Raw genomic sequence first — 20,130 nt, 5'->3', positions numbered from 1 at the left:
GCCCGCGCAGCGGCTGGCCCGGGGTCAGAACGCCGGGCGTTCCGGGTCCAGTAGCGCCATGCCGGCCGCAGGCGACGACGCCTCGGCGAAATGCCGCCGAGGAATCCGCCCCGCCCGGTACGCCAGCCGCCCCGCCTCCACCCCGTGCCGCATCGCGTCCGCCATCAGCACCGGCTCCTGCGCCCGCGTAACCGCCGACGCCAGCATGACCGCCGCGCACCCCAGCTCCATCGCCAGCGTGGCGTCCGACGCCGTACCCGCTCCCGCGTCCAGAACGACCGGCACGCGCGCGTGCTCCACGATCAGCTGGAAATTGTGCGGGTTACGGATGCCCAGCCCCGACCCGATGGGCGAGCCCAGCGGCATGATCGCCGCACACCCCACGTCCTCCAGCTTCCGCGCGAGCACCGGATCGTCGTTCGTGTACGGCAGCACGGTGAAGCCGTCGTCCACCAGCGTCTCCGCCGCCTCCAGCAGCTCGATCGGATCGGGCAGGAGCGTGCGCTCGTCGGCGACGACCTCCAGCTTCACCCAGTCCGTCCCCAGCGCCTCCCGCGCCAGCCGAGCCGTCAGCACGGCCTCGCCCGCCGTAAAGCACCCCGCCGTATTCGGCAGCACACGGATCCCGAGCTTCTCCAGAACGGAAAGAACCGATCCCTGGACCGTCGGATCGAGCCGCCGCATCGCGACGGTCGTCAGCTCGGTCCCGGACGCGACAAGTGAACGTTCCAGTACGTCGAGGCTCGGCGCCCCGCCCGTTCCCATGATCAGACGTGAGGAGAACGTCGCGTCGCCGATGGTCAGAAGGTCGTCGGCCATGGTTCAGCCTCCCTGGACTGCGGTGAGGACTTCGATACGGTCACCGTCGCCGAGCGCGGTGGCATCCCACTGCCCGCGCGGTACGACGGTTTCGTTGAGGGCTGCGGCGACCCCCGAAGGGGCCTTGGTGAGGGTCGCGACGAGCGCGCCCAGCGTCGTACCGGCGACGACCTCGCGGGTCTCGCCGTTCACGGAGATGGTCATGCGGGCTGCTCCTGCGGTACGGAGGCGGGGGACAAGGCGGACGGTGTCGGCGAGAAGCGCAGCGGGCTGAACGCACGCGCCTCTTCCGGCAGCTCCCCGCCGGTCAGTACAGCGGCCATCGCATCGCCCGTGACCGGCGTGAGCAGCACCCCGTTGCGGTAGTGCCCGGTGGCCAGATGCAGCCCCGGAAGTGCGGTCGGCCCGAGCAGGGGCGCGTTGTCCGGGGAGCCGGGCCGGAGCCCCGCGCGGGTCTCCGTAAGGGGCAGCTCGGTGATCCCGGGCACCAGCTCGTGCGCGTCGCGCAGCAGCTCGTACACGCCGCCCGCCGTGACCGTCGTGTCCCAGCCGAGCTCCTCGCTCGTCGCGCCGACGACCAGCTCGCCGTTCTCGCGCGGCACGAGATAGACGTGACTGCCCCGCACCACCGCACGCACGGTCCGGCTCAGGAAGGGCGCGTACGCGGGTGGCACGGCCAGCCGCACCACCTGCCCCTTCACCGGGCGTACCGGCGGCAGCACCTCCTCCGGTACGCCCGCGAGCCTGCCGCTGAGGCTTCCGGCCGCCAGCACCACCTGGCCGGCGGCGAGTTCCGTCCCGTCGGCCAGTACGGCCCCGGAGGCCCGTTCCCGTACGACAGACAGCCGATCCACCCAGCCGCGGTGGAATGCCACTCCGGCCCGCTCGCAGGCCGTCAGGAGGGCGGCGGCGAGCCGCCTCGGGTCGACCTGGTGGTCGCCGTCCACGCGCAGGCCGCCGCGCACGCCCGGCGCGAGCATCGGCTCCAGGCGGCGGCATTCGCGCCCCGTGAGCCACTCGGACTCCAGGCCGGAGCGGCGTTGCAGCGCGTGGAGCTCGCGCAGATGGGCGCGGTCGTCGGTGTCGAGCGCGACCGCGAGCGTGCCGCACGAGCGGTAACCGGTGTCCTGCCCGCTCGCCGCCTCCAGCTCGGCGACGAACGCCGGATAGCGCTCGGCGGACGCGAGATTGAGCCCGAGCAGCGTCTGCTCGCCGTAGTGCAGCTCGGTGACGGCGGCGAGCATTCCGGCCGCGACCCGCGCGGCCCCGCCGCCCGGCTCCGGATCGGCCACAGCGACGCGCAGCCCCCGCTGCGCGGCCCGCCAGGCCGTGACCAGGCCGATGATTCCGCCCCCGATGACGAGGACGTCTGATGTGTCGGATGTATCCGATGTACGCGACATGGGCGTCCAGCCCCTCCCTTCGCCGGCATGACCCGGATCAGGTTCGTACGGTCGGAGGCCGCCCAGCCTCCCTCTCAGCCCGGTACGCCCGGACTCCCGCGAGTGGTTGTTCCTGCTGGGGGTCCGGGGTCGTCCCCGGACGGCAGCAGTACGGTGGCCACCCTAACGCCCGGCCCCAACGCGCTGTAAGGGAGCAACTCCAGTGGCCCGCTCGCTCGACGGACTCGTCCTCTCGCCCGTCGCCGACCAGGCGCCCGGCCAGGTCGGGACGCGTACCCGCTTCACGTACCACGAGCAGGACGGCCGGATCTGGGCCGACTACGCGGGCGGCGACGTCGTACGCGGCCATCTCGTCGGCACGCGCGAGGGCGACGCGCTGGACTTCCGGTACGTACAGCTGAAGCAGGACGGCACCACCTCGTCGGGCCACTGCACGTCGACCGTCGTCGCGCTCCCCGACGGGCGTCTGCGCCTGGAGGAAACCTGGGCGTGGGAGTCCCAGGAGGGCAGCGGGACGAGCGTTGTCGAGGAGCTGCCGTCCCGTCCGCGTGACGGTGTGTCAGAGATCTCCCCTTCGTGGCCTTGAGAGCAGCGGGACAGGCCGTCCTACAGTGACCGGGTGAGCGACCAGGGGCAGAGGCAGACAGCAGAGCGGCGCGTCGTCATCGTCGGCGCGGGAATGGCCGGCGTGCAGACCGCTGTGGCCCTGCGCGAGCGCGGCTGGACCGGCTCCGTCACGCTGATCGGCGCCGAGCCGCATCAGCCGTACGACAGGCCGCCGCTGTCCAAGGCGGTGCTGCTCGGGACGGCAGAGGAGTCGGCCTTCGACGTCGACTTCGAAGCGCTCGGCATCGAACTCCACCTGGGGCGCGAAGTGACGGGCGTGCGCCCCGGGGCGCACGAAATCGACACTCCCTCGGGCCCCGTTCCGTACGACGTACTGGTCCTCGCCACCGGAGCGGTGCCCATCACGCTGCCCGGCAGCGAGGGCATCCAGGGAGTCCATCTCCTGCGCACGCTCGACGACGCCGCGCGGCTGCGGCCCGTGCTCGACCGGAAGCACGACATCGTGGTCGTCGGGGCCGGCTGGATCGGCGCGGAGTTCACCACGGCCGCCCGCGGGGCGGGCTGCGCGGTGACCGTCGTGGAGGCCGCGGACCGGCCGCTCGCCGGCACCATGCCCGCCGAGATCGCCGCGCCCATGGCCGCCTGGTACGCCGAGAGCGGCGCCGAACTGCTCACCGGCGCGCTCGTGGCGGCGATCGAGCCCGGCGCGGTCGTCCTCGCCGACGGACGGCGGCTCGCGGCCGGTGCGGTGGTTGTCGGCATCGGCGCCAGGCCCGCGACGGCCTGGCTCGCCGGCTCTGGCATCGCGCTGGGCCCGGACGGCTCCGTCACCGCCGACGCGCGCCTGCGCACGTCGCAGCCCGACGTGTACGCCGTCGGGGACTGTGCCTCCTTCCCCTCCGCCCGCTACGGCGAACGCCTGCTCGTCCACCACTGGGACAACGCGCTTCAGGGACCGCGCACGGTCGCGGCGAACATCGTCGCGGCGAACACCCCGGGCGGGACACCGCAGGAGTACGACCCCGTCCCGTACTTCTGGTCCGAGCAGTTCGGCCGCTTCGTGCAGTACGCGGGCCACCACGCCCACGCCGACACGACGGTGTGGCGCGGCGACCCGGCAGGCGCCGCCTGGACGGTGTGCTGGCTGCGCGAAGGGGCGCTCGTCGCACTGCTCACCGTGGCCCGGCCGCGCGACCTCGCGCAGGGCCGCAGGCTCATCGCGTCGGGCGCCCGGTTGGACCCGGAGCGGGCCGCCGATCCGGCCGTCCCGCTCAAGTCCGCCACCCTTTAGGCGGGCACTGCCCCCCGGACGGCAGGCCCCGGCTACCGGCTGTCAGTCCCAGATGGCACGCTTGTCCTGTGACCGAGATTGACGCAAAGATCGATGCTCTCGTCCCCGCCTGGCTCTACCTCCCCGACATCGCCGAAAAGCTCGGTGTCGAGGTGACGCGCGTCCGGCAGCTGGTCAAGGAAGGCCAGCTGATCGCCGTACGCCGCGGAGAGAACCGGGCGCTTCAGGTGCCTGCCGCCTTCATTGACGGCGACAAGGTGGTCAAGGGTCTCGCCGGGACCCTGACGCTCCTGAGGGACGACGGCTTCTCCGACGAAGAGATTATCGAGTGGCTCTTCACCCCCGACCCGACCCTGCCCGGTACCCCCGCGCAGGCGTTGAGTGAGAATCGCGGCACGGAGGTGAAGCGGCGCGCCCAGGCGCTCGCCGTCTGACCTCTGCCGACATAACCGCACGCGGTGTACGGGCCTTCGACGGCCCGTACACCGCCCACCAACGGGGGGACACCACCATGCCCGCGTCCACGAAGCGCGCACTGCTCGCCGATGCCCGGCTGTACCTGTGCACGGACGCGCGAAAGCGCCAGGGCGACCTCCCGGACTTCCTGGACGCCGTCCTGTCCTCCGGCGTGGACATCGTGCAGTTGCGCGACAAGGGCATGGAGGCCGGCGAGGAGCTGGAGCACCTCCAGGTCTTCGCCGACGCCTGCCGCAGGCACGGCAAGCTGCTCGCCGTGAACGACCGGGCCGACGTGGCCCACGCCATCGGCGCCGACGTCCTGCATCTGGGACAGGGCGACCTGCCGGTTCCGGCCGCCCGGGCGATCCTCGGCGCCGACGTCTTCGTCGGCCGCTCCACGCACGGTGAGGCGGAGGTCGACGCGGCCGTCGCGGAGCCCGGCGTGGACTACTTCTGCACGGGCCCCTGCTGGCCCACCCCCACCAAGCCCGGCCGTTACGCCCCCGGCCTCGGCCTCGTCCGGTACGCCGCCGGGCTGCGCCAGGACCGGCCGTGGTTCGCGATCGGCGGCATCGACGCGGGCAATCTCGACGAGGTGCTGGACGCGGGTGCCCGCAGGGTCGTGGTCGTGCGGGTCATCACCGAGTCCGACGACCCGGCCGCCGCCGCGGCGGCGCTCGCGAAGAGGGTCAGGGCGTACGCCGTATAGCCGTCCAGGGCCGGGCCCATGGCCTGCCCGCGGCCGTCCAGGACTGTCCACGGGTGTCCGATAGGTGGACAATAATCTGGCAATACGGACAAAGCGCCCGCTTTTGTTGGGGTCGCGCCGAGCCCTGGTTAACCTGCGGGTATGGCCCTTGGCACAGCTTCGACCAGGACGGATCACGCGCCCACCGTGCGTGAGCTGCTCGCGACCGGCAAAACTTCGCACTCGTTCGAGTTCTTCGCACCCAGGACCGAAAAGGGTGAGCGGAACCTCTGGAACGCGCTGCGCCGGGTCGAGGCGGTAGCCCCCAGCTTCGTCTCCGTGACGTACGGCGCGGGCGGATCCACCCGCGCCGGAACGGTCGGGGCCACCGAGCAGATCGCCTCCGACTCCACGCTCACCCCGGTCGCGCACCTCACGGCGGTGGACCACTCCGTCGCGGAACTGCGCAACATGATCGGCCAGTACGCGGACGCCGGCATCCGGAACATCCTCGCCGTGCGCGGAGACCCGCCCGGCGACCCGATGGGCGAGTGGGTCGAGCACCCGCAGGGCGTGCGGTACGCCGCAGACCTGGTCCGGCTCATCAAGGCGTCCGGCGACTTCTGCGTGGGCGTCGCTGCCTTCCCCGAGATGCACCCGCGCTCGACCGACTGGGACACCGACATCGGGCACTTCGTGGACAAGTGCCGGGCCGGCGCCGACTACGCGATCACGCAGATGTTCTTCGAGCCGGAGAACTATCTGCGGCTGCGCGACTCGGTCGCCGCCGCGGGGTGCGAGACGCCGATCATCCCGGAGGTCATGCCCGTAACGGGTGTCAAGCAGTTGGACAGGCTTCCGCAGCTCAGCAACGCGCACTTCCCGGCCGTCGTGAAAGAGCGGATCCTCGCCGTCAAGGACGATCCGGCCGCTGTACGCTCCATTGGCATCGAGTTCGCCACGGAGTTCTGCGCGAGGCTGCTCTCCGAGGGCGTACCCGGATTGCACTTCATCACGCTCAACAACTCCACGGCGACGCTCGAGATCTACGAGAATCTCGGACTGCACGAGCAGTCCTGACCGGCCGTACCCGCCTTCTTTCGCGGGAGCGGCCGTAGGAGAGGGGCGGGCATGGGCTGGGCGGTCCTCTACATCGCGTTCGGAGTTGTCGCACTGTGGCTGCTCGGCGAAGTGCTGCTGCAGTACAAGGCGCGGCTGAGGTGGCGGCTGCTTGCCTTCGCCGGCTTCATGGGCGTGGTGCTCGGTGTGCTGCTGCCGTCCGTGTTCGTGATCGCGGGCGGCGCGGTCGCCTTCGCGATCGGTCAGACGTACGTCACCCTGTCGTTCCGCCGCGGCTTCTCGACGGGCTGGGCGATCGGCGGCAAGCCGGGCGAGAGCCGCCGCCGCAAGCGCGGTGCGCGGCCCGTCGAGCAGGAGCCGACGCTGGAGGTGTCGGACCTCGAGTACGAGCCGGCCGACGCCCCGGCGGAGCCGGTGTACGCGCCGATGCAGCCGCTGCCCGACGAGACCGGGCAGTACGGCGTGTACGACGTGGCGGCCTACGCGGCCGAACAGCAGTCCCGCAGCGACGGGTTCGGCGCCGGGTACGGCACGTACGACACCTACTCCGGCTACGACCAGCCGAACCAGGAGACGTACACCGGCCAGTACGACTACGCGCCCGACCAGCAGCAGTACGCCGCCTACTCCGACCCGTACATCGGCACGCAGCAGTACGGCGGCCAGGGCTACGGAACGCAGGAGTACGGAAACCCGGTGTACGGAAACACGGAGTACGGCGCTCAGCAGTACAGCGGCCAGCAGTACGGCAACGAGACCCCGCCCGGCGGCGTCTGGGTCCCGCAGCAGCGTGACGGCGAGCAGCCCTTCAGCGGCGAGCAGCCGGCCCAGGAGCCGTACCAGAACGGCTACGACAACACCGGCTACAACGAGCAGTACCGCTACTGACCTGCCGGGCCCCAGCACGGCCACAGATCCTGTCGCCCCTACTGCGAGCCGCGGAAGCCCTCCCCCTCGACGACGAGCCCCGCGACGAGGGCGCCGGACATTCCGGCGTGCGCCGGCCCGCCGCCGGGATGCGCCCAGCCTCCGGCCAGCAGAAGACCGGGCAGCCGCGTGCTGTTGGCAGGGTGGAGCAGGCGGCCCCCGGCGCCCGCCAGCGAGGGCGGTGGCACCGCGCCCCCCGGGGCGCCGGTCGCGGCCGCTATGTCCGCCGGGGTGCGGACCTCGCGCCAGAGCAGGCGCTCGCGCAGGTCCGGCACGGCCGCGAGCGCGGCCTCGACCACCTCGTCGGCGTACCGCCCGGCCAGTGCTTCGTCCGTCCAGTCGACCGGGCCCTGCGCGGCGACGGTCGCCGTCAGCGTGACGGCCTCGTGCGCGTCGTCCGGGCGGGTCAGCGGGTCGTCGGGCCGCAGCACAGTGACGGTGGGGCGCTCGGCGTGCTCGCCGGCGAACGCCGCCGACGCCTCGGCACCGGCGTCGGGGGAGTGGACCACCGTCCGGTGCGCGGCGCCGTCCTGGCGACCGCCGCGCAGCGCGAGGAACACCGTGAGCCGGCTCGGGGGAACCGGCCCCGGCACGACGTCGTCAGCGGCCCACACCTCACGCCCCGGTGTCATACCGCCGAGGAGACGGGGGTCGCCCCCGAAGACCACCGAGTCCGCTGCGGCGACCGTGCCGTCGGCCAGCTCGACGCCCGCCGCGCGGCCGTCCTTCTCCGTGATCGCGACGACCTCGGCGCCGAAGGCGAACTCCACCTTCCGGGCCAGGCACCGCTCGTACAGCGCCCGCGCCAGCTCCCGCATCCCGCCGCGCACGTACCAGCTGCCGAAGGTCTGCTCCATGTACGGCAATACGGCGGCCGCCGCGGGGGCGCGGCGCGGATCGAGTCCGTACGCCAGGGCATAACTGTCCAGCAGGGCGGCCAGCCGGGGGTCCGCCAGCTCCCACTCGCCGATTTCGGCGAGCGTGGCGGCCGCCCGGTCGCGCCGCAGCAGCCTGCGTTGCCGCAGCGACGGATACGGGTCACGGCCGAGCACCTGCCAGTCCGGCCACAGCGGTTCTTCGAGCAGGGGCCGTCTGGTCCGGTCCCACGCGTCGCGGGCCCGGTTCATGAAGTCGCCCCAGCGCTCACCGGCTCCGGCGCCGAGCGCCGCGTCCAGCGCGGAAACGACGCCGGCGCGCGAGGCGTTGGGCAGCGAGACGTCCGTACCGTCGGCGAAGAGGTGGCGGCTCGCCGGGTCCACGGGGTCCAGGCCGACGCACTGCTCCAGGGACTCCTTGCCGGTCTTGGCGAACAGATCCCGGTACACGGCGGGCAGGTGCAGCAGGCCCGGCCCCGTGTCGAAGACGAAGCCGTCCCGCTCGAACCTGCCCAGCCCGCCGCCGTACGTCGCCGCGCGCTCGTACACCACCACGCGGTGGCCCGCGACGGCCAGCCGGGCGGCGGACGCCATCGCGCCCATCCCGGAGCCGATCACCACAATCCGTGCCATGCCAGGGACTTTAGCGGCCGCCACTGACAACGCGGCCGCCACGGGTGGGGAGTACGAACGCGGGCGCGATCGTCACCAGTCGGCGGGCCGCTCGGCTGGGGCTGAGCACACAGGCGTGAGTATCCGTACCTAGTACAGGAGATGAGTAGCTGCGCGGATGGGCTCTCACCTGCGCAGACGGAAGAGTGGGGACCACGGAAGGGGCGCAGCGCCGTACCGCCGACACGGGGCGGCGGAGCGGCGCGGCTCCCCTGACGGAGCGGGGGTGTACCACGGGGGTCGGGGGACCCGCGGGGGAGGAGAAGGGAAACGCCGGTCCGGCGAGGCTCGGGGGGATCGAGCCTCGAAGGACCGGCGTTTTTCGCTGTTCGCAGCCGCTCTCAAGCGGGTCCCGGCAAGGTTTTCTAGCGGCGGCCGCTCACCCGGCCGTGCAGCAGCAGCGACAGCGCGGAGTGCACGTCGTCGATCGTCCGCTCGCGCTGGAACGCCTGCCAGTCGAGCGCCGCCACCAGCACCATGCCGACCAGCGCGGCCGCCGTCAGCGGAATGTCGATCTCCTGGCTCAGCTCGCCGTTCTCGACGCCCTCGCGCAGCACCGTCTCGATGACCGCGACGGCTTCCTGCCGCACCACCAGGAGCGTCGACTGCCACGCCCTGTTGGTGCGCCACAGTTCGGCGACGTACAGCTGGGTGAAGGCCGGATAGCGGTCGATGAAACCCAGACCGGCCCTGATCATCGCGTCAAGGGCCTCCACCTTGGTGCCGCCGCGCTCATCTGTCTCGTCGGCCGCCGCCTGGAGAGAGGCGGTGAGCAGTCCTACGCCGTGCCGCAGCAGCTCCTCGAAGAGCTCGGTCTTGCTCTTGAAGTTGTAGTAGACCGTGCCCTTGGCGACGCCGGCGCGCTCGGCGATCTCGTCCACCGTCGTCGAGGAGAAACCCTGCTCCGCGATGAGAGTGACGGCCGCCTCGTAGAGCTTCTGCTTGGTGCCGGAGCGGCGCGTTCTGCTGCTTTCCATGGACACGATTCTCACAGGCTGAGCTCCGGGTGGAGACGATCGAGGGTCCACACCTGCTTGCGCCGCGCCGAGACGGCCGTCAGCGCCAGCGCTCCCACGGTGAAGGCCAGCAGCACGAGGCTGCCTGTCCAGACCGGCTCCAGGCCGCCGCCCGTGATGAGCCGGCGCAGGCCTTCCACGACGTAAGTCATCGGCAGGAAGGGGTGGATGGCGTTGAAGAACCCCGGACTGGTCTGTACGGGGTACGTGCCGCCGGCCGAGGTCAGCTGGAGCATCAGAACGGCAAGGACCAGGATGCGGCCCGCCGCGCCGAACCGGGCGTTGAGCCACTGCACGATCGCGGAGAAACAGCCCGTCACGAGCACCAGGAAACCGATGGTTCCCGCGGCGCGTTCCATCTGCAGTCCCAGGCCCCAGTGCAGTACGGACATGAGCGCGGCCACTTGCAGCACCCCGAGCGCGGCCACCGGCAGCCAGCCCGCGAGGGCGATCCGCCAGGCGGAGGCTCCCGCGGCGAGGGCGCGGCGGTTGAGCGGCTGGATCAGCATGTACGCCACCATCGCGCCGACCCACAGGGACAGCGGGATGAAGTACGGGGCGAATCCGGTGCCGTAGTTGGGCGCCTTGTGCATCGACTGCGAGGCGAGCTGGACCGGGTCGGCCATCACGCCGGTGCGCTGGTCGCGGTTCTCCTTGTCGTAGTCCGGGATCCGGCCGACGCCCTTGTGCAGGCCGCCGGCGAGTTCGCCGGAGCCGTCGGCGAGCTTGATCAGGCCGCCGTTCAGTTCCCCGGCGCCGGTCTGGAGCCTGCCGAGCCCGTTGTCGAGGTCGGTGGCGCCGGTCTTGAGCCTTCCGATGCCGCTGTCCAGGTCGGTGGCGCCGGTCTTCGCGCTGGCCAGGCCCGTGTTGAGTTTCGCGGCTCCCTGGGCGACCTTCTTGGCGCCGGCGTTGAGCGCGTTGACCTTGGCGACGGCGCTGTTCAGGTCCTCGTACAGGTGAGGGGCGCGCGTCGACAGCTCGCGCGCCTGCCGCTGGAGTTTGGCCAGGTCCTTGTCCAGCTGGGTGAGGGCGCCGCGCTGGTCCTTGATGAGGTTGTTGACGTCGGCGGCGACGGCGGCCGCGTCGGCGGCCGCCTCGTCGGCCCTCTTCAGCTGCGGGCAGGCGGGGTCGGGGAGCGGCTGGTTCACACAGCGCGCCTCGTAGACGGTGTGCAGGTCGGCGGCGGCCGCACGGGCCTCCTCGGCCGCGACGGGCGCGTCCTTCACGAGTGAGCCGAGTCCGTCGCGGACCGCCTGGGTCTTGTCGGCGACGAGCTTCGCCGTGTCCCCGATCGTCTTGCCGTTGTCCTTGAGGTACGGCCCGATCGCGTCGGAGATGCCGTTGACCTTGTCCGCGAGCGTCTGCGTTCCGTTCGCGACCTGCTGCGAGCCGCTCTTCAGGTCGCCCGATCCCTTGTGCAGCTTCGTCACGCCGGCGGACAGGTCGCCGCTGCCCTTCTTGGCGTCCTTCAGCCCGTCCGCGAGCTTCTGGGAGCCGGCCTTGGCAGTGTTGAGGCCGCTCTGGAGATCGCCCGAGCCCTTCTTCGCCTTTCCGATCCCGCCCTTGATCTCGTCGGCGCCCTTGGCTGCCTTCTCCGTGGCGTCATGGATGTCGGAGAAGGAGATGAAGATCTTGTCGAGGAATGAACGGGAGGCGTTCTTCGAAGCCGCGGTGCGAACCTCCGAAAAGACCGTTCGCGAGATCTGCCCGACGATGTAGTTGTTCGCGTCGTTGGTACGCACCTGAAGGGCGCTCGTCTCGGGAACGTCGCCCGAGCTGGACGCGATCCGTTCGCTGAAGTCCGACGGCATGGTCAGGGACAGGTAGTACGCGCCGTCCTCAACCCCTTTGCGGGCCTCCTCGGAACTCACCTCGTGCCATTCGAAGACCTTGCTGTCGCGCAGCTTTCCGGTGATGTCGTCACCCGCGGCGATCTTCTTGCCGTCGGCGGTGGCGCCCTTGTCGTCGTTGACGAGTGCGACGGGTATCCGGTCGAGCCTGCCGTACGGGTCCCAGAAGGACCACAGGTACAGGGCGCCGTACAGCAGTGGAAGCAGCAGCAGCGCGACGAGCGCGGCCCGCGGCAGCTTTCCCCTGCCGAACCGCTTCAGCTCAAGCGCGGCCAGTTTCGGCGAGCGCATCGTCCGCCCCCTCTTCGGTGTCGTTGGAGTTGTCGGTTCCGGTGGTGACGCGCAGCGCGTCGTCGGGCGCCTCACTGCACACCGCGACGACGGTCGTTCCCCCTCGGGCGACGGACCGCAGCAGCTCCCAGGCCAGCACGCGTTCGGCGTCCGAGAGCTTGAGGTCCATGTCGTCCACGGCGAGCAGCCGGGGGCGGCCCATCAGCGCCAGCCCGACGGACAGGCGCAGCGCCTCCAGGCGCTCAAGGTCCCGTACGGACGTACGTGTCCCCTTGGGCAGCGTGTCCACGTCCAGGCCGGCGGCTTCCAGCGCGGCGTCGATCCTGGCCCGCGCGTCGGCGGCGCGCTCGGCGCGGGGCCGCAGCAGTGCGCGCAGAGAGCCGCCGTAGTGGCGCTGGAGGAGCGCGCGCTCCCGCAGGTGCTCGGCGACCGTGAAGGCCGGGTCGAGCTCGCTGACGCCGGTGACCGGGCCGAGCGCGCTCATGCGGCGTACGGCGGCCATCTTCTTCGGCAGGCGCAGGCCGCCGACCTCCGCGTGGCCCTCGGTGGCGCGCATGCGGCCGGTGAGGGCGAGCAGGAGGCAGGTGCGGCCGGAGCCGGACGGGCCCTCGACCGCGATGAGCGCGCCGGGCTCCGCCTCGACGCTCACGCCGCGAAACGCCCAGCCGCGCGGGCCCTTCAGTCCGAAGCCTTCCGCGGTGACAGCTGCCCCGTGCGTGCTGCTCGGGCTGTCCACGAGCCCTCCCCTTATTTGAACTGACCAGTCAGTGCAAAAACTATCGCGAACCTGCGATCGAAGCAAAAGGCCAGGTCAGCCGGATTGTCAGTGGTGCCCTTCACGATGGACACATACGGCTGCAGAGCCGTCACGCGACGAAGGAGGCTCGTCATGGCTCACACTTCCTCTCGTACGTCCTCTCGCACGTCCCCAGACGTCCACCCCGTGCCGCGCAGGGCCGGTGCGCCGCCCGCCGCCCTCGATCTGCTCTCCCAGGCCCGCAGCGGGCTGGACGAGGCCGCCGGCCTCGAAGTGCCGAACGAGCGGTACGCCACGGCCCACCTCGCCGCCCTGCGCACCGCTGCCGCCGTTCTCGCGGCCCGCGGCCGGCCGGAGACCGCGCCCCGGCGCCGGCGGATCCGCAGCGCCTGGGAGGTGCTTCCGGAGATCGCGCCGGAACTGACCGAGTGGAGCGCCCTGTTCGCCTTGGGCGCCCGCCGCCGCGCCCGCGCGGAGGCGGGCATACAGGGAGCGGCGACGACCAGGGACGCCGACGACCTGGTGCGCGACGTGGCGATGTTCCTGCGCCTGGTCGAGCGGCTGCTCGTGCTCGATCCGGTGCTGCCGCTTCCCCGTACCGGGAGTACGGACCGCTCGGAAGCGGGATGACGGGTGCGGTTCGCGGAGGCAATAGGGTGGGAGGGCGTTGAGAGCCTGTGTCTGAGCGCCCCGCACCGTTCACCGCCCCGCCGCCCGCGGCGGCACCGCGCCGAGGAGTCAACTGCCGTGTCGGACCCGATGCGCCCCCGCGCCTCCCTCCGTACCGCCGTGGTCTGGGAGGTCCTCAAGGACGCTCTCGACCGCAAGGCCAAGGCGGCCGGGAGTGACGCCCTGGACGTCCTCGACACCGGCGGCGGCACGGGCAACTTCGCGGTGCCCGTCGCCCGCCTCGGCCACCGCGTCACCGTCGTCGACCCCAGCCCCAACGCGCTGTTCGCGCTGGAGCGCCGGGCCGCCGAGGCCGGCGTCGCCGACCGCGTGCGCGGAGTGCAGGGCGACATCCACGGCCTCTTCGACGTCGTCGACCGCGGCGGCTACGACGCGGTCCTTTGCCACGGCGTCCTCGAGTACGTCGACGACCCGGCCGAGGGCGTGCGTAACGCCGTCGACGCCCTCCGCCCCTCCGGAACCCTCAGCCTGCTTGCCGCAGGCCTCGGCGGCGCCGTGCTGGCCAGGGCCCTCGCCGGTCACTTCACCGAGGCCAGGCGCGCCCTCACCGACCCGGCGGGCCGCTGGGGCGAGGGCGACCCGGTGCCGCGGCGCTTCACCGCCGATCAGCTCACCGACCTGGTCGGCAAGGCCGGCGTCGAGGTCGGCGCCGTCCACGGCGTACGGGTCTTCGCCGACCTCGTGCCCGGCGCCCTGGTGGACACCGAGCCCGGCGCCCTGGACGCCCTGCTCAAGCTGGAGGCAGCGGCGGCCGAGCTCCCCGCCTTCCACTCCGTCGCGACCCAGTTGCACGTCCTCGGCGAGAAGCAGGGGCCCGGCGAGCGCTGAGGAACGGTCCCGGCGGGCGCGAAAAGCGGCTGATCAGCAACGCAGTGGCAGATGGAGTCCGCCACAGGCCCCCCGATCGGCCGCCTTGCCCCGTATGATCGGAGCACACCGTGCGCATGGCGGATCGGCCAATGGGGAATGTCTTCCTCAGGCAACCGAGACGGCATGGCGGCCCGGATTGTGAATTGGCGTAGAGGGCGGGTTTCACGGGGGCGATTCCCTGCCTATTCTGAAAGGGCCGCAAACGGTCGCCCCCCGCGACCGACGAGTAGGAGGACTCCCGTGCCGCTCTCGGAGCACGAGCAGCGAATGCTCGAGCAGATGGAGCGAGCGCTGTACGCCGAAGATCCCAAGTTCGCGACAGCGCTTGAGGGAAGCGGGCTGCGTACGTACACCCGACGACGGGTCTACCAGGCAGTCGCAGGCTTTCTGGTGGGTATCGCGCTCCTCATGGCCGGAATGGTCGCACAGCAGATCTGGGTCAGCGTGGTGGGCTTCCTTGTGATGCTCGGCTGCGCGGTGCTCGCGGTCACCGGCTGGCGCAAGGCCCCGAAGCCGGGGGAGCAATCGGCTCCCGGCACCGGTACTGGCACGGCTGCTCGCAGCCAGCCTCGGCAGCGACGTTCGGTCATGGACCGGATCGAGCAGCGGTGGCAGCGCCGCCGCGACGAGGGCCAAGGCCACTGACACGCTGACTTCGGCCGCGTTCGCTGACCGGACAGCGATCGATCGCATCCAACACTTGCTTACGAGTGAGGGGTGACCGCTTCCACGCGGTCACCCCTCACTTCGTTTCCCGGTCGCGAGTCTCCCGCGCCCGTCAGCCGCGCTGCCGGGACGGGCGGCGCCGCAGGGCGACCGGCCACCAGGATCGGCTGTCGAAGGCCCGGCGGCTCGCGGCCCACCGGTTCGTCAGCGCGGCCCAGCGACCCGAGACGGCCCACACCACCCGGACAGCCGAGCGCGGTGCGAGAACCGCCCGCACACGCGCTCCCCGCCCGGCCGAGGCCCGCAGACCCTCCCGTACCAGCTGCGCCTCCTCGGCGAGACTGCCCGCGACGGCAGGCCGCGGGGAGTAGAGCACCACCTCCACCGCGCCCGCCGCCCGGTGCACCGCCTCGGCCGAGGCACCTTCGAGCCCGCCCAGGCGCACCATCCGCGCGGCGGCCTTGCGCGGCGTCTGCGACTCGTCCGGCGCAATGCCGAAGTCCCACGCCGCGTCGGTGATTTCACGCCAGCCGGCCAGCGTACGAGCGTCCGCGTCCGCGGGTGTACGCCCGCCGGACCCCAGCCGTTGCGCACGCACCCGGCTCCGCCACAGCAGCGGCAACAGCACCAGGAGCACCACAAGAGCCACGCCCAGGGTCACCAGCAGCAGCGGACCGAGCGGGAAACCCGTATCGGTGGGCCCGGCACCGCCCTGCTGCGCGGGCCCGCCGCACTCGCCCTGCCTCCTCATCCGCGGGGGGCAGCTGTCCGTGACGCTCGGCGCCGCCGAAGGCGCGGCCGAGGCGCTCGGCTGCGCCTGCGCGGGGTTGGACGCGCTGCCGGACGGTGTCTCGTCGCGGGTGTACTCGGGCACCGAGCCACGGGTCGGCGTCGGCTCGAACCGCGTCCACCCCACGCCCTCGAAGTACAGCTCCGGCCAGGCGTGCGCATCGCGCAGGCCGACCGACATGGTGCCGTCGGGCTGAGTGGAGCCGGGCGTGAAGCCCACGGCCACCCGCGCCGGGATCCCCAGCGTCCTGGCCATCGCGGCCATGGAGAAGGAGAAGTGGACGCAGAAGCCTTCCTTGTCCCGGAGGAAGCGGGCGATCGCGGCCGTACCGCTGCCGGACCGCACTTGCGTGTCGTACGTGAAGCCGCCCTCCGAGGCGAACCAGTCCTGGAGCGCGACCGCCCGCTCGTAGTCGTTCGAGGCGCCCTTCGTCACTTTGAGCGCCGTCGACTTGACCACCTCCGGCAGCGAACCGGGGACCTTGGTGTAGTCGCGCAACAGGGGGGCCGGCGGCGCGGCGGCCGCGGCCAGCTGCTCGGCCGTCGGTTGCACTATCAAGCTGCCCGCCGTGTAGCGCACGCCCCGGGTGTTCTGGCCCCGGTCGCCTACGAGGGTGCGGCCGGCCGGTTCGTAACGCCAGCGGCCGCCGATCTCCACCTGCGTCGCCGGATAGGGGAGCGGCAGATAGCTCTGCGCGTACCAGCCGGCCGCCGAGACGCTGGAATTGATCTCCGTCGTACGGACCCCGGGGCTGAGCCCCTGCGGCCGCGGCAGTCGCTCCGGTACGTCCTCGATCCGGCGCTCCGACGACTTCCACGCGGCGCCGTCGAACTGGTCGAGCGAGACGATCCGCAGATAGAGATCCTTCGTGTCTTCCGTGTTCGTGCGGTACCGCAGCACCTCGCGGTCATCGGGCTGGTTGAGGCTGTTCTGCAGCGAGACCAGCGGATTGACCGCCGAAATGGTGCCGCCTCCGGAATCGCCACCGCCTCCGGTGCCCGTGCCGTTCAGCAGCCCGCCGTCCAGGGCGGGCAGCAAGGCCGGCACGACCAGGGCGATGCCCAGCGCCAGTACGCCGATCCGCCTGCCCGTACGGACCGGGGCGAGCGCGGAACCGCCCGCCGTCTCGAACCCGGCGGCTGTCGTACGGCCTTCGGCGCGCGGCGCACCGCCGAATACGCGACCCCACTGCGAGAGCCGGTCCCGGCCCTCGGACAGCAGGAGCAGCAGGTAGCCGGAGGCCGCCAGCAGGAACCAGAGCCAGCTCGCGCCGCCCGGCGAAAGCCCCGCGGCCACCGAGTAGAGCGCGAGCAGCGGCAGTCCGGCCGGGGCCGCACTGCGGAACGTCACCGCGATCGCGTCCACCGCCAGGGCGATCACCAGGACCCCGCCGACCAGCATCAGCCTGATGCCCTCGCTCGCCGGCGCCGGGATGGCGTACCGCGCGACATCGTCCGCGCCCGCCTCCAGCAGCCGCGCGAACTCACCGAACGCCCCGGGCCCCGGCAGCACCCCGCCGATCGCCGAGTCCCTGGCGAACACCACGGTCAGCAGCACCAGCGCCACGAGGGCCTGGACCGCCACGGTCAGCGTCCGCGCCAGCGGCACCCGCCGGGCGAGGGCTCCCACCCCCGCCTGGACCGACACCAGCAGTACGGCCGTCAGGAACCAGGACGCCTTGTTGACCAGCGGCAGCAGCGCGCCCGCCGCCATCAGGGTGGCCGCCGTGGCGCACAGCGCCAGCCGTCCGCGACCGCTCATGACCATCCCCCCGTTGTGCGTGGCGCGCCGCCCGAGGGCGAGGCCCCCGAGCCGGCGCGCTGTCGTTCGGCCATCCGCCACAGGTCGGCCAGCGGCATGCCGGGCGGCACGGTCAGCACCGTCCACCCCGCCTCGCGCAGCGGCCTCACCCGTTCCTCCGCCGCGGCCGGAACGCGCGCCATGAGTCCCGCCGCGTCCGCTGCCCTGCCCTGCCCCGGCGCCCTCCCCTGCGTCCAGGTCTCGCTGTCCAGGACGAAGGCGACGGCGGCCCCGCTGCGTTGGCGCATGCGCGCCGCCACAGCCGCCTGGTCCTCGTCCAGGTCGCCGAAGAAGGCGACCAGGAGCCCTTCGTTCCCGCCGCGCAGCACGTCGTACGACGCCGAGAGCCCCGCGCTGTCCGAGTGCCCGACGACGGCGAGCGTGTCCATCATCAGCCCGGCGGAGTCGGCCGTCTCCTGGGTGGCTCCGGCAAAGCCGCCGGCCCCCTCCCCGGGCACCGAATTGCCGGTGTCGGTCAACAGCCGTACGGAGAAGCCCCGTTCGAGCATGTGCACCAAAGCGGAAGCCGCCCCGGACACCGCCCACTCGAAGGCCGAATCGGGCCCGGCCCCCTGGTAGGCGGCCCGTCGGGTGTCGAGCAGCACCGTGCACCTGGCCCGCTGCGGCTGCTCCTCGCGGCGCACCATCAGCTCGCCGTAGCGCGCGGTGGAGCGCCAGTGCACGCGGCGCAGGTCGTCGCCGTGCCGGTACCCGCGCGGGATCACATCGTCCTCGCCGGCCAGCGCCAGCGACCGGTTGCGCCCGTCGCCGTACCCCGACGCCTCGCCGGTCATCCGCACCGCGGGCAGCGCCTCGACGCGCGGGATCACGGTCAGGGTGTCGTACGCGCTGAACGAGCGGGTCAGCTCGCACATGCCGAAGGGGTCCGTCAGCCGCAACTGGAGCGGCCCGAGCGGATAACGCCCGCGCAGGTCCGACCGGACCCGGTACGACACCTCACGCCGGCCGCCCGCCTCCACCCGGTCCAGCACGAACCGCGGCCGCGGCCCCAGAACGTACGGCACCCGGTCCTGGAGCATCAGCAGACCGGTGGGCAGCCGCGAGACGTTGTCCAGCCGCAGATGTACGCGCGCCTCCGAGGCCGTCGGTACGCGCGACGGCGTCAGCCGCCTGCTGCCCGAGACCCGGTAACGCGTGCGGTACAGCACGCTCACGCACACCAGCGGCAGCACGGCGAGCAGCAGCCCGACCCGCAGCAGGTCCCCCTGCCCCAGGACGTACGCGCACACCGCGGCGGCCACGCCGGCCGCCAGGAACGACCGGCCGCGCGTGGTCAGCCCCGACAGCGCGGCCCGCAGACCGCCCTTGCCGTCGCCGTCCCTGCTGGTGTCGCTCCCACCGGTGTCGGTCTCGGCGAGTGCGGCGCCACCCCCAGTCGTCGGCGCAGGCGCCATCACAGTCGCCGTACGCCGGGCTGCTGAGCGCCGTACATCGGAGCAGCGGCAGGCGGCGTCGCCCGCCGCTCGGCCGTCGGTACGGCGGTGCGCTGGAGGATTTCCAGTACGACCTGCTCAGAGGTACGCCGGTTCAGCTGGGCCTGTGCCGTCGGCAGCAGCCGGTGCGCGAGCACCGCCACCGCGAGGGCCTGTACGTCGTCGGGCAGCGCGTAGTCGCGCCCGCTCAGCGCGGCGGAGGCCTTGGCGGCGCGCAGCAGGTGCAGCGTGGCACGCGGCGAGGCGCCGAGGCGCAGATCGGGGTGGCTGCGAGTGGCCGAGACCAGCTCCACGGCGTACCGCCGCACCGCTTCGGCCACGTGGACCGTACGGACCGCGTCGATCAGCTTCAGGATCTCGTGGGCGTGCGCCACCGGCTGGAGGTCGTCGAGCGGCGAGGCCGCGCCGTGCACATCCAGCATCTGGAGCTCGGCCTCCGCGCTCGGGTAGCCGATGGAGACCCGCGCCATGAAGCGGTCGCGCTGGGCCTCGGGCAGCGGGTACGTACCCTCCATCTCCACCGGGTTCTGCGTGGCGACCACCATGAAGGGCGACGGCAGCTCGTACGTCTGTCCGTCGATCGTGACCTGGCGCTCCTCCATGGACTCCAGCAGCGCGGACTGCGTCTTCGGCGAGGCGCGGTTGATCTCGTCGCCGATCACGATCTGGGCGAAGATCGCGCCCGGTTTGAATTCGAAGTCACGCCGCTGCTGGTCGTAGATGCTGACGCCGGTGATGTCCGAAGGCAGCAGGTCGGGCGTGAACTGAATGCGCCGTACCGAGCAGTCGATGGATCTGGCGAGCGCCTTGGCGAGCATCGTCTTGCCCACGCCCGGCACGTCTTCGATCAGCAGATGCCCCTCCGCGAGGAGCACGGTCAGCGAAAGGCGTACGACCTCGGGCTTGCCCTCGATCACACCCTCCACCGACCTGCGGACTCGCTCCACTGTGGTGGTCAGATCTGTGAGGCTCGCTCGATCGTCATAGGTCGTCACCCCGGCCCTCCTAGCCCGTTCAACGGGCCGGCGCCACAACGACGGAACGGCCCACCCCGAAATACGGACACCGCGCTCGGACGGTTCCGAACGGGATGTCACACCCGCATTGTTGTTGCCGTTACCGCTTCGTGTCACTCGCCTGTGGATAACTGAGAGCGGTATGTCGG

The 20,130-nt window shown here is 71.9% G+C and carries 19 protein-coding genes and 1 riboswitch; of the genes, 9 read left to right on the top strand and 10 right to left on the bottom strand.

Features of this window, described 5'->3' with window-relative positions:
• Nucleotides 1-24 precede the first annotated feature (24 nt).
• From J7E89_RS29330 to thiO, 3 genes are all read right to left on the bottom strand, one after another.
• Nucleotides 25-819 (bottom strand): thiazole synthase, encoded by a 795-nt coding sequence (locus J7E89_RS29330; RefSeq protein WP_214977481.1) that lies wholly within the window; start codon nucleotides 817-819, stop codon nucleotides 25-27.
• A gap of 3 nt (nucleotides 820-822) precedes the next feature.
• On the bottom strand, nucleotides 823-1,023 hold the full coding sequence (gene thiS, locus J7E89_RS29325; RefSeq protein WP_214977480.1) for a sulfur carrier protein ThiS: 201 nt from the start codon (nucleotides 1,021-1,023) through the stop codon (nucleotides 823-825).
• The gene (gene thiO / locus J7E89_RS29320) at nucleotides 1,020-2,222 is read right to left on the bottom strand and encodes a glycine oxidase ThiO (protein WP_214977479.1); all 1,203 of its coding nucleotides are present in this window, start codon (nucleotides 2,220-2,222) and stop codon (nucleotides 1,020-1,022) included. Before thiO ends, thiS begins: the two co-directional genes overlap by 4 nt.
• Nucleotides 2,220-2,332: riboswitch (TPP riboswitch) on the bottom strand. Its footprint overlaps the gene before it by 3 nt.
• A 92-nt stretch (nucleotides 2,333-2,424) precedes the next feature.
• Here thiO and J7E89_RS29315 point away from each other — a divergent pair.
• The 6 genes from J7E89_RS29315 to J7E89_RS29290 all read left to right on the top strand — a co-directional run bounded on the left by J7E89_RS29315 (nucleotide 2,425) and on the right by J7E89_RS29290 (nucleotide 7,195).
• Nucleotides 2,425-2,808: a hypothetical protein gene (locus J7E89_RS29315; RefSeq protein ID WP_214977478.1), complete on the top strand. Its 384-nt coding sequence runs from the start codon at nucleotides 2,425-2,427 to the stop codon at nucleotides 2,806-2,808.
• Between the two features lie 93 nt (nucleotides 2,809-2,901).
• On the top strand, nucleotides 2,902-4,080 hold the full coding sequence (locus J7E89_RS29310; protein WP_251061264.1) for an FAD-dependent oxidoreductase: 1,179 nt from the start codon (nucleotides 2,902-2,904) through the stop codon (nucleotides 4,078-4,080).
• A 68-nt stretch (nucleotides 4,081-4,148) separates the two neighbouring features.
• On the top strand, nucleotides 4,149-4,514 hold the full coding sequence (locus tag J7E89_RS29305; RefSeq protein WP_214977476.1) for an Rv2175c family DNA-binding protein: 366 nt from the start codon (nucleotides 4,149-4,151) through the stop codon (nucleotides 4,512-4,514).
• A 77-nt stretch (nucleotides 4,515-4,591) separates the two neighbouring features.
• Entirely contained in the window at nucleotides 4,592-5,248 is a 657-nt protein-coding gene (gene thiE / locus J7E89_RS29300) for a thiamine phosphate synthase (RefSeq protein ID WP_214977475.1), read from the top strand.
• A gap of 141 nt (nucleotides 5,249-5,389) precedes the next feature.
• On the top strand, nucleotides 5,390-6,307 hold the full coding sequence (gene metF, locus J7E89_RS29295; RefSeq protein ID WP_214977474.1) for a methylenetetrahydrofolate reductase [NAD(P)H]: 918 nt from the start codon (nucleotides 5,390-5,392) through the stop codon (nucleotides 6,305-6,307).
• A 51-nt stretch (nucleotides 6,308-6,358) separates the two neighbouring features.
• Nucleotides 6,359-7,195 (top strand): hypothetical protein, encoded by an 837-nt coding sequence (locus J7E89_RS29290; RefSeq protein ID WP_214977473.1) that lies wholly within the window; start codon nucleotides 6,359-6,361, stop codon nucleotides 7,193-7,195.
• A 38-nt stretch (nucleotides 7,196-7,233) separates the two neighbouring features.
• Here J7E89_RS29290 and J7E89_RS29285 read toward each other — a convergent pair whose 3' ends face one another.
• From J7E89_RS29285 to J7E89_RS29270, 4 genes are all read right to left on the bottom strand, one after another.
• Nucleotides 7,234-8,742: an NAD(P)/FAD-dependent oxidoreductase gene (locus tag J7E89_RS29285; RefSeq protein WP_214977472.1), complete on the bottom strand. Its 1,509-nt coding sequence runs from the start codon at nucleotides 8,740-8,742 to the stop codon at nucleotides 7,234-7,236.
• 404 nt (nucleotides 8,743-9,146) lie between these two features.
• Entirely contained in the window at nucleotides 9,147-9,758 is a 612-nt protein-coding gene (locus tag J7E89_RS29280) for a TetR/AcrR family transcriptional regulator (RefSeq protein WP_214977471.1), read from the bottom strand.
• An 11-nt stretch (nucleotides 9,759-9,769) separates the two neighbouring features.
• Nucleotides 9,770-11,938 carry a YhgE/Pip family protein gene (locus J7E89_RS29275; RefSeq protein ID WP_214977470.1) on the bottom strand — a complete coding sequence of 723 codons (2,169 nt, stop codon included), beginning with the start codon at nucleotides 11,936-11,938 and terminating at the stop codon, nucleotides 9,770-9,772.
• On the bottom strand, nucleotides 11,910-12,674 hold the full coding sequence (locus tag J7E89_RS29270; protein ID WP_214977469.1) for an ATP-binding cassette domain-containing protein: 765 nt from the start codon (nucleotides 12,672-12,674) through the stop codon (nucleotides 11,910-11,912). The genes J7E89_RS29275 and J7E89_RS29270 overlap by 29 nt, the downstream gene beginning before the upstream one ends.
• A 105-nt stretch (nucleotides 12,675-12,779) precedes the next feature.
• On the opposite strand from J7E89_RS29270, the gene J7E89_RS29265 reads away from it, so the two are divergent.
• From J7E89_RS29265 to J7E89_RS29255, 3 genes are all read left to right on the top strand, one after another.
• On the top strand, nucleotides 12,780-13,325 hold the full coding sequence (locus tag J7E89_RS29265; protein ID WP_374196908.1) for an SAV_6107 family HEPN domain-containing protein: 546 nt from the start codon (nucleotides 12,780-12,782) through the stop codon (nucleotides 13,323-13,325).
• Between the two features lie 117 nt (nucleotides 13,326-13,442).
• On the top strand, nucleotides 13,443-14,213 hold the full coding sequence (locus J7E89_RS29260) for a bifunctional 2-polyprenyl-6-hydroxyphenol methylase/3-demethylubiquinol 3-O-methyltransferase UbiG (protein WP_214977467.1): 771 nt from the start codon (nucleotides 13,443-13,445) through the stop codon (nucleotides 14,211-14,213).
• Nucleotides 14,214-14,495: 282 nt separating this feature from the next.
• Nucleotides 14,496-14,900 (top strand): DUF3040 domain-containing protein, encoded by a 405-nt coding sequence (locus J7E89_RS29255; RefSeq protein ID WP_214977466.1) that lies wholly within the window; start codon nucleotides 14,496-14,498, stop codon nucleotides 14,898-14,900.
• 133 nt (nucleotides 14,901-15,033) lie between these two features.
• Here the strand turns inward: J7E89_RS29255 and J7E89_RS29250 are convergent, their stop codons facing one another.
• The 3 genes from J7E89_RS29250 to J7E89_RS29240 are packed head-to-tail and all read right to left on the bottom strand — an operon-like array spanning nucleotide 15,034 to nucleotide 19,960.
• Nucleotides 15,034-17,472: a DUF3488 and transglutaminase-like domain-containing protein gene (locus J7E89_RS29250; RefSeq protein WP_214977465.1), complete on the bottom strand. Its 2,439-nt coding sequence runs from the start codon at nucleotides 17,470-17,472 to the stop codon at nucleotides 15,034-15,036.
• Nucleotides 17,469-18,926, bottom strand: a complete 1,458-nt coding sequence (locus tag J7E89_RS29245) for a DUF58 domain-containing protein (RefSeq protein WP_214977464.1) — start codon at nucleotides 18,924-18,926, stop codon at nucleotides 17,469-17,471. The genes J7E89_RS29250 and J7E89_RS29245 overlap by 4 nt, the downstream gene beginning before the upstream one ends.
• Entirely contained in the window at nucleotides 18,926-19,960 is a 1,035-nt protein-coding gene (locus J7E89_RS29240) for a MoxR family ATPase (protein ID WP_214977463.1), read from the bottom strand. The genes J7E89_RS29245 and J7E89_RS29240 overlap by 1 nt, the downstream gene beginning before the upstream one ends.
• Between the last annotated feature and the right edge of the window lie 170 nt (nucleotides 19,961-20,130).

It is taken from the genome of Streptomyces sp. ISL-100, assembly GCF_018614615.1.
Taxonomy (GTDB): Bacteria; Actinomycetota; Actinomycetes; order Streptomycetales; family Streptomycetaceae; genus Streptomyces.
The sequence above is the reverse complement of the archived record's forward strand: the minus strand, read 5'-3'. Positions and strand labels throughout refer to the sequence as shown.

Excerpts from the sequence above, each read along its gene's own strand:
- J7E89_RS29330 (WP_214977481.1), bottom strand. The coding sequence starts at position 819 with ATGGCCGACGACCTTCTGACCATCGGCGACGCGACGTTCTCCTCACGT.
- thiS (WP_214977480.1), bottom strand. The coding sequence starts at position 1,023 with ATGACCATCTCCGTGAACGGCGAGACCCGCGAGGTCGTCGCCGGTACG.
- thiO (WP_214977479.1), bottom strand. The coding sequence starts at position 2,222 with ATGTCGCGTACATCGGATACATCCGACACATCAGACGTCCTCGTCATC.
- J7E89_RS29310 (WP_251061264.1), top strand. The coding sequence starts at position 2,902 with ATGGCCGGCGTGCAGACCGCTGTGGCCCTGCGCGAGCGCGGCTGGACC.
- thiE (WP_214977475.1), top strand. The coding sequence starts at position 4,592 with ATGCCCGCGTCCACGAAGCGCGCACTGCTCGCCGATGCCCGGCTGTAC.
- metF (WP_214977474.1), top strand. The coding sequence starts at position 5,390 with ATGGCCCTTGGCACAGCTTCGACCAGGACGGATCACGCGCCCACCGTG.
- J7E89_RS29290 (WP_214977473.1), top strand. The coding sequence starts at position 6,359 with ATGGGCTGGGCGGTCCTCTACATCGCGTTCGGAGTTGTCGCACTGTGG.
- J7E89_RS29285 (WP_214977472.1), bottom strand. The coding sequence starts at position 8,742 with ATGGCACGGATTGTGGTGATCGGCTCCGGGATGGGCGCGATGGCGTCC.
- J7E89_RS29280 (WP_214977471.1), bottom strand. The coding sequence starts at position 9,758 with ATGGAAAGCAGCAGAACGCGCCGCTCCGGCACCAAGCAGAAGCTCTAC.
- J7E89_RS29275 (WP_214977470.1), bottom strand. The coding sequence starts at position 11,938 with ATGCGCTCGCCGAAACTGGCCGCGCTTGAGCTGAAGCGGTTCGGCAGG.
- J7E89_RS29265 (WP_374196908.1), top strand. The coding sequence starts at position 12,780 with ATGGACACATACGGCTGCAGAGCCGTCACGCGACGAAGGAGGCTCGTC.
- J7E89_RS29250 (WP_214977465.1), bottom strand. The coding sequence starts at position 17,472 with ATGAGCGGTCGCGGACGGCTGGCGCTGTGCGCCACGGCGGCCACCCTG.
- J7E89_RS29245 (WP_214977464.1), bottom strand. The coding sequence starts at position 18,926 with ATGGCGCCTGCGCCGACGACTGGGGGTGGCGCCGCACTCGCCGAGACC.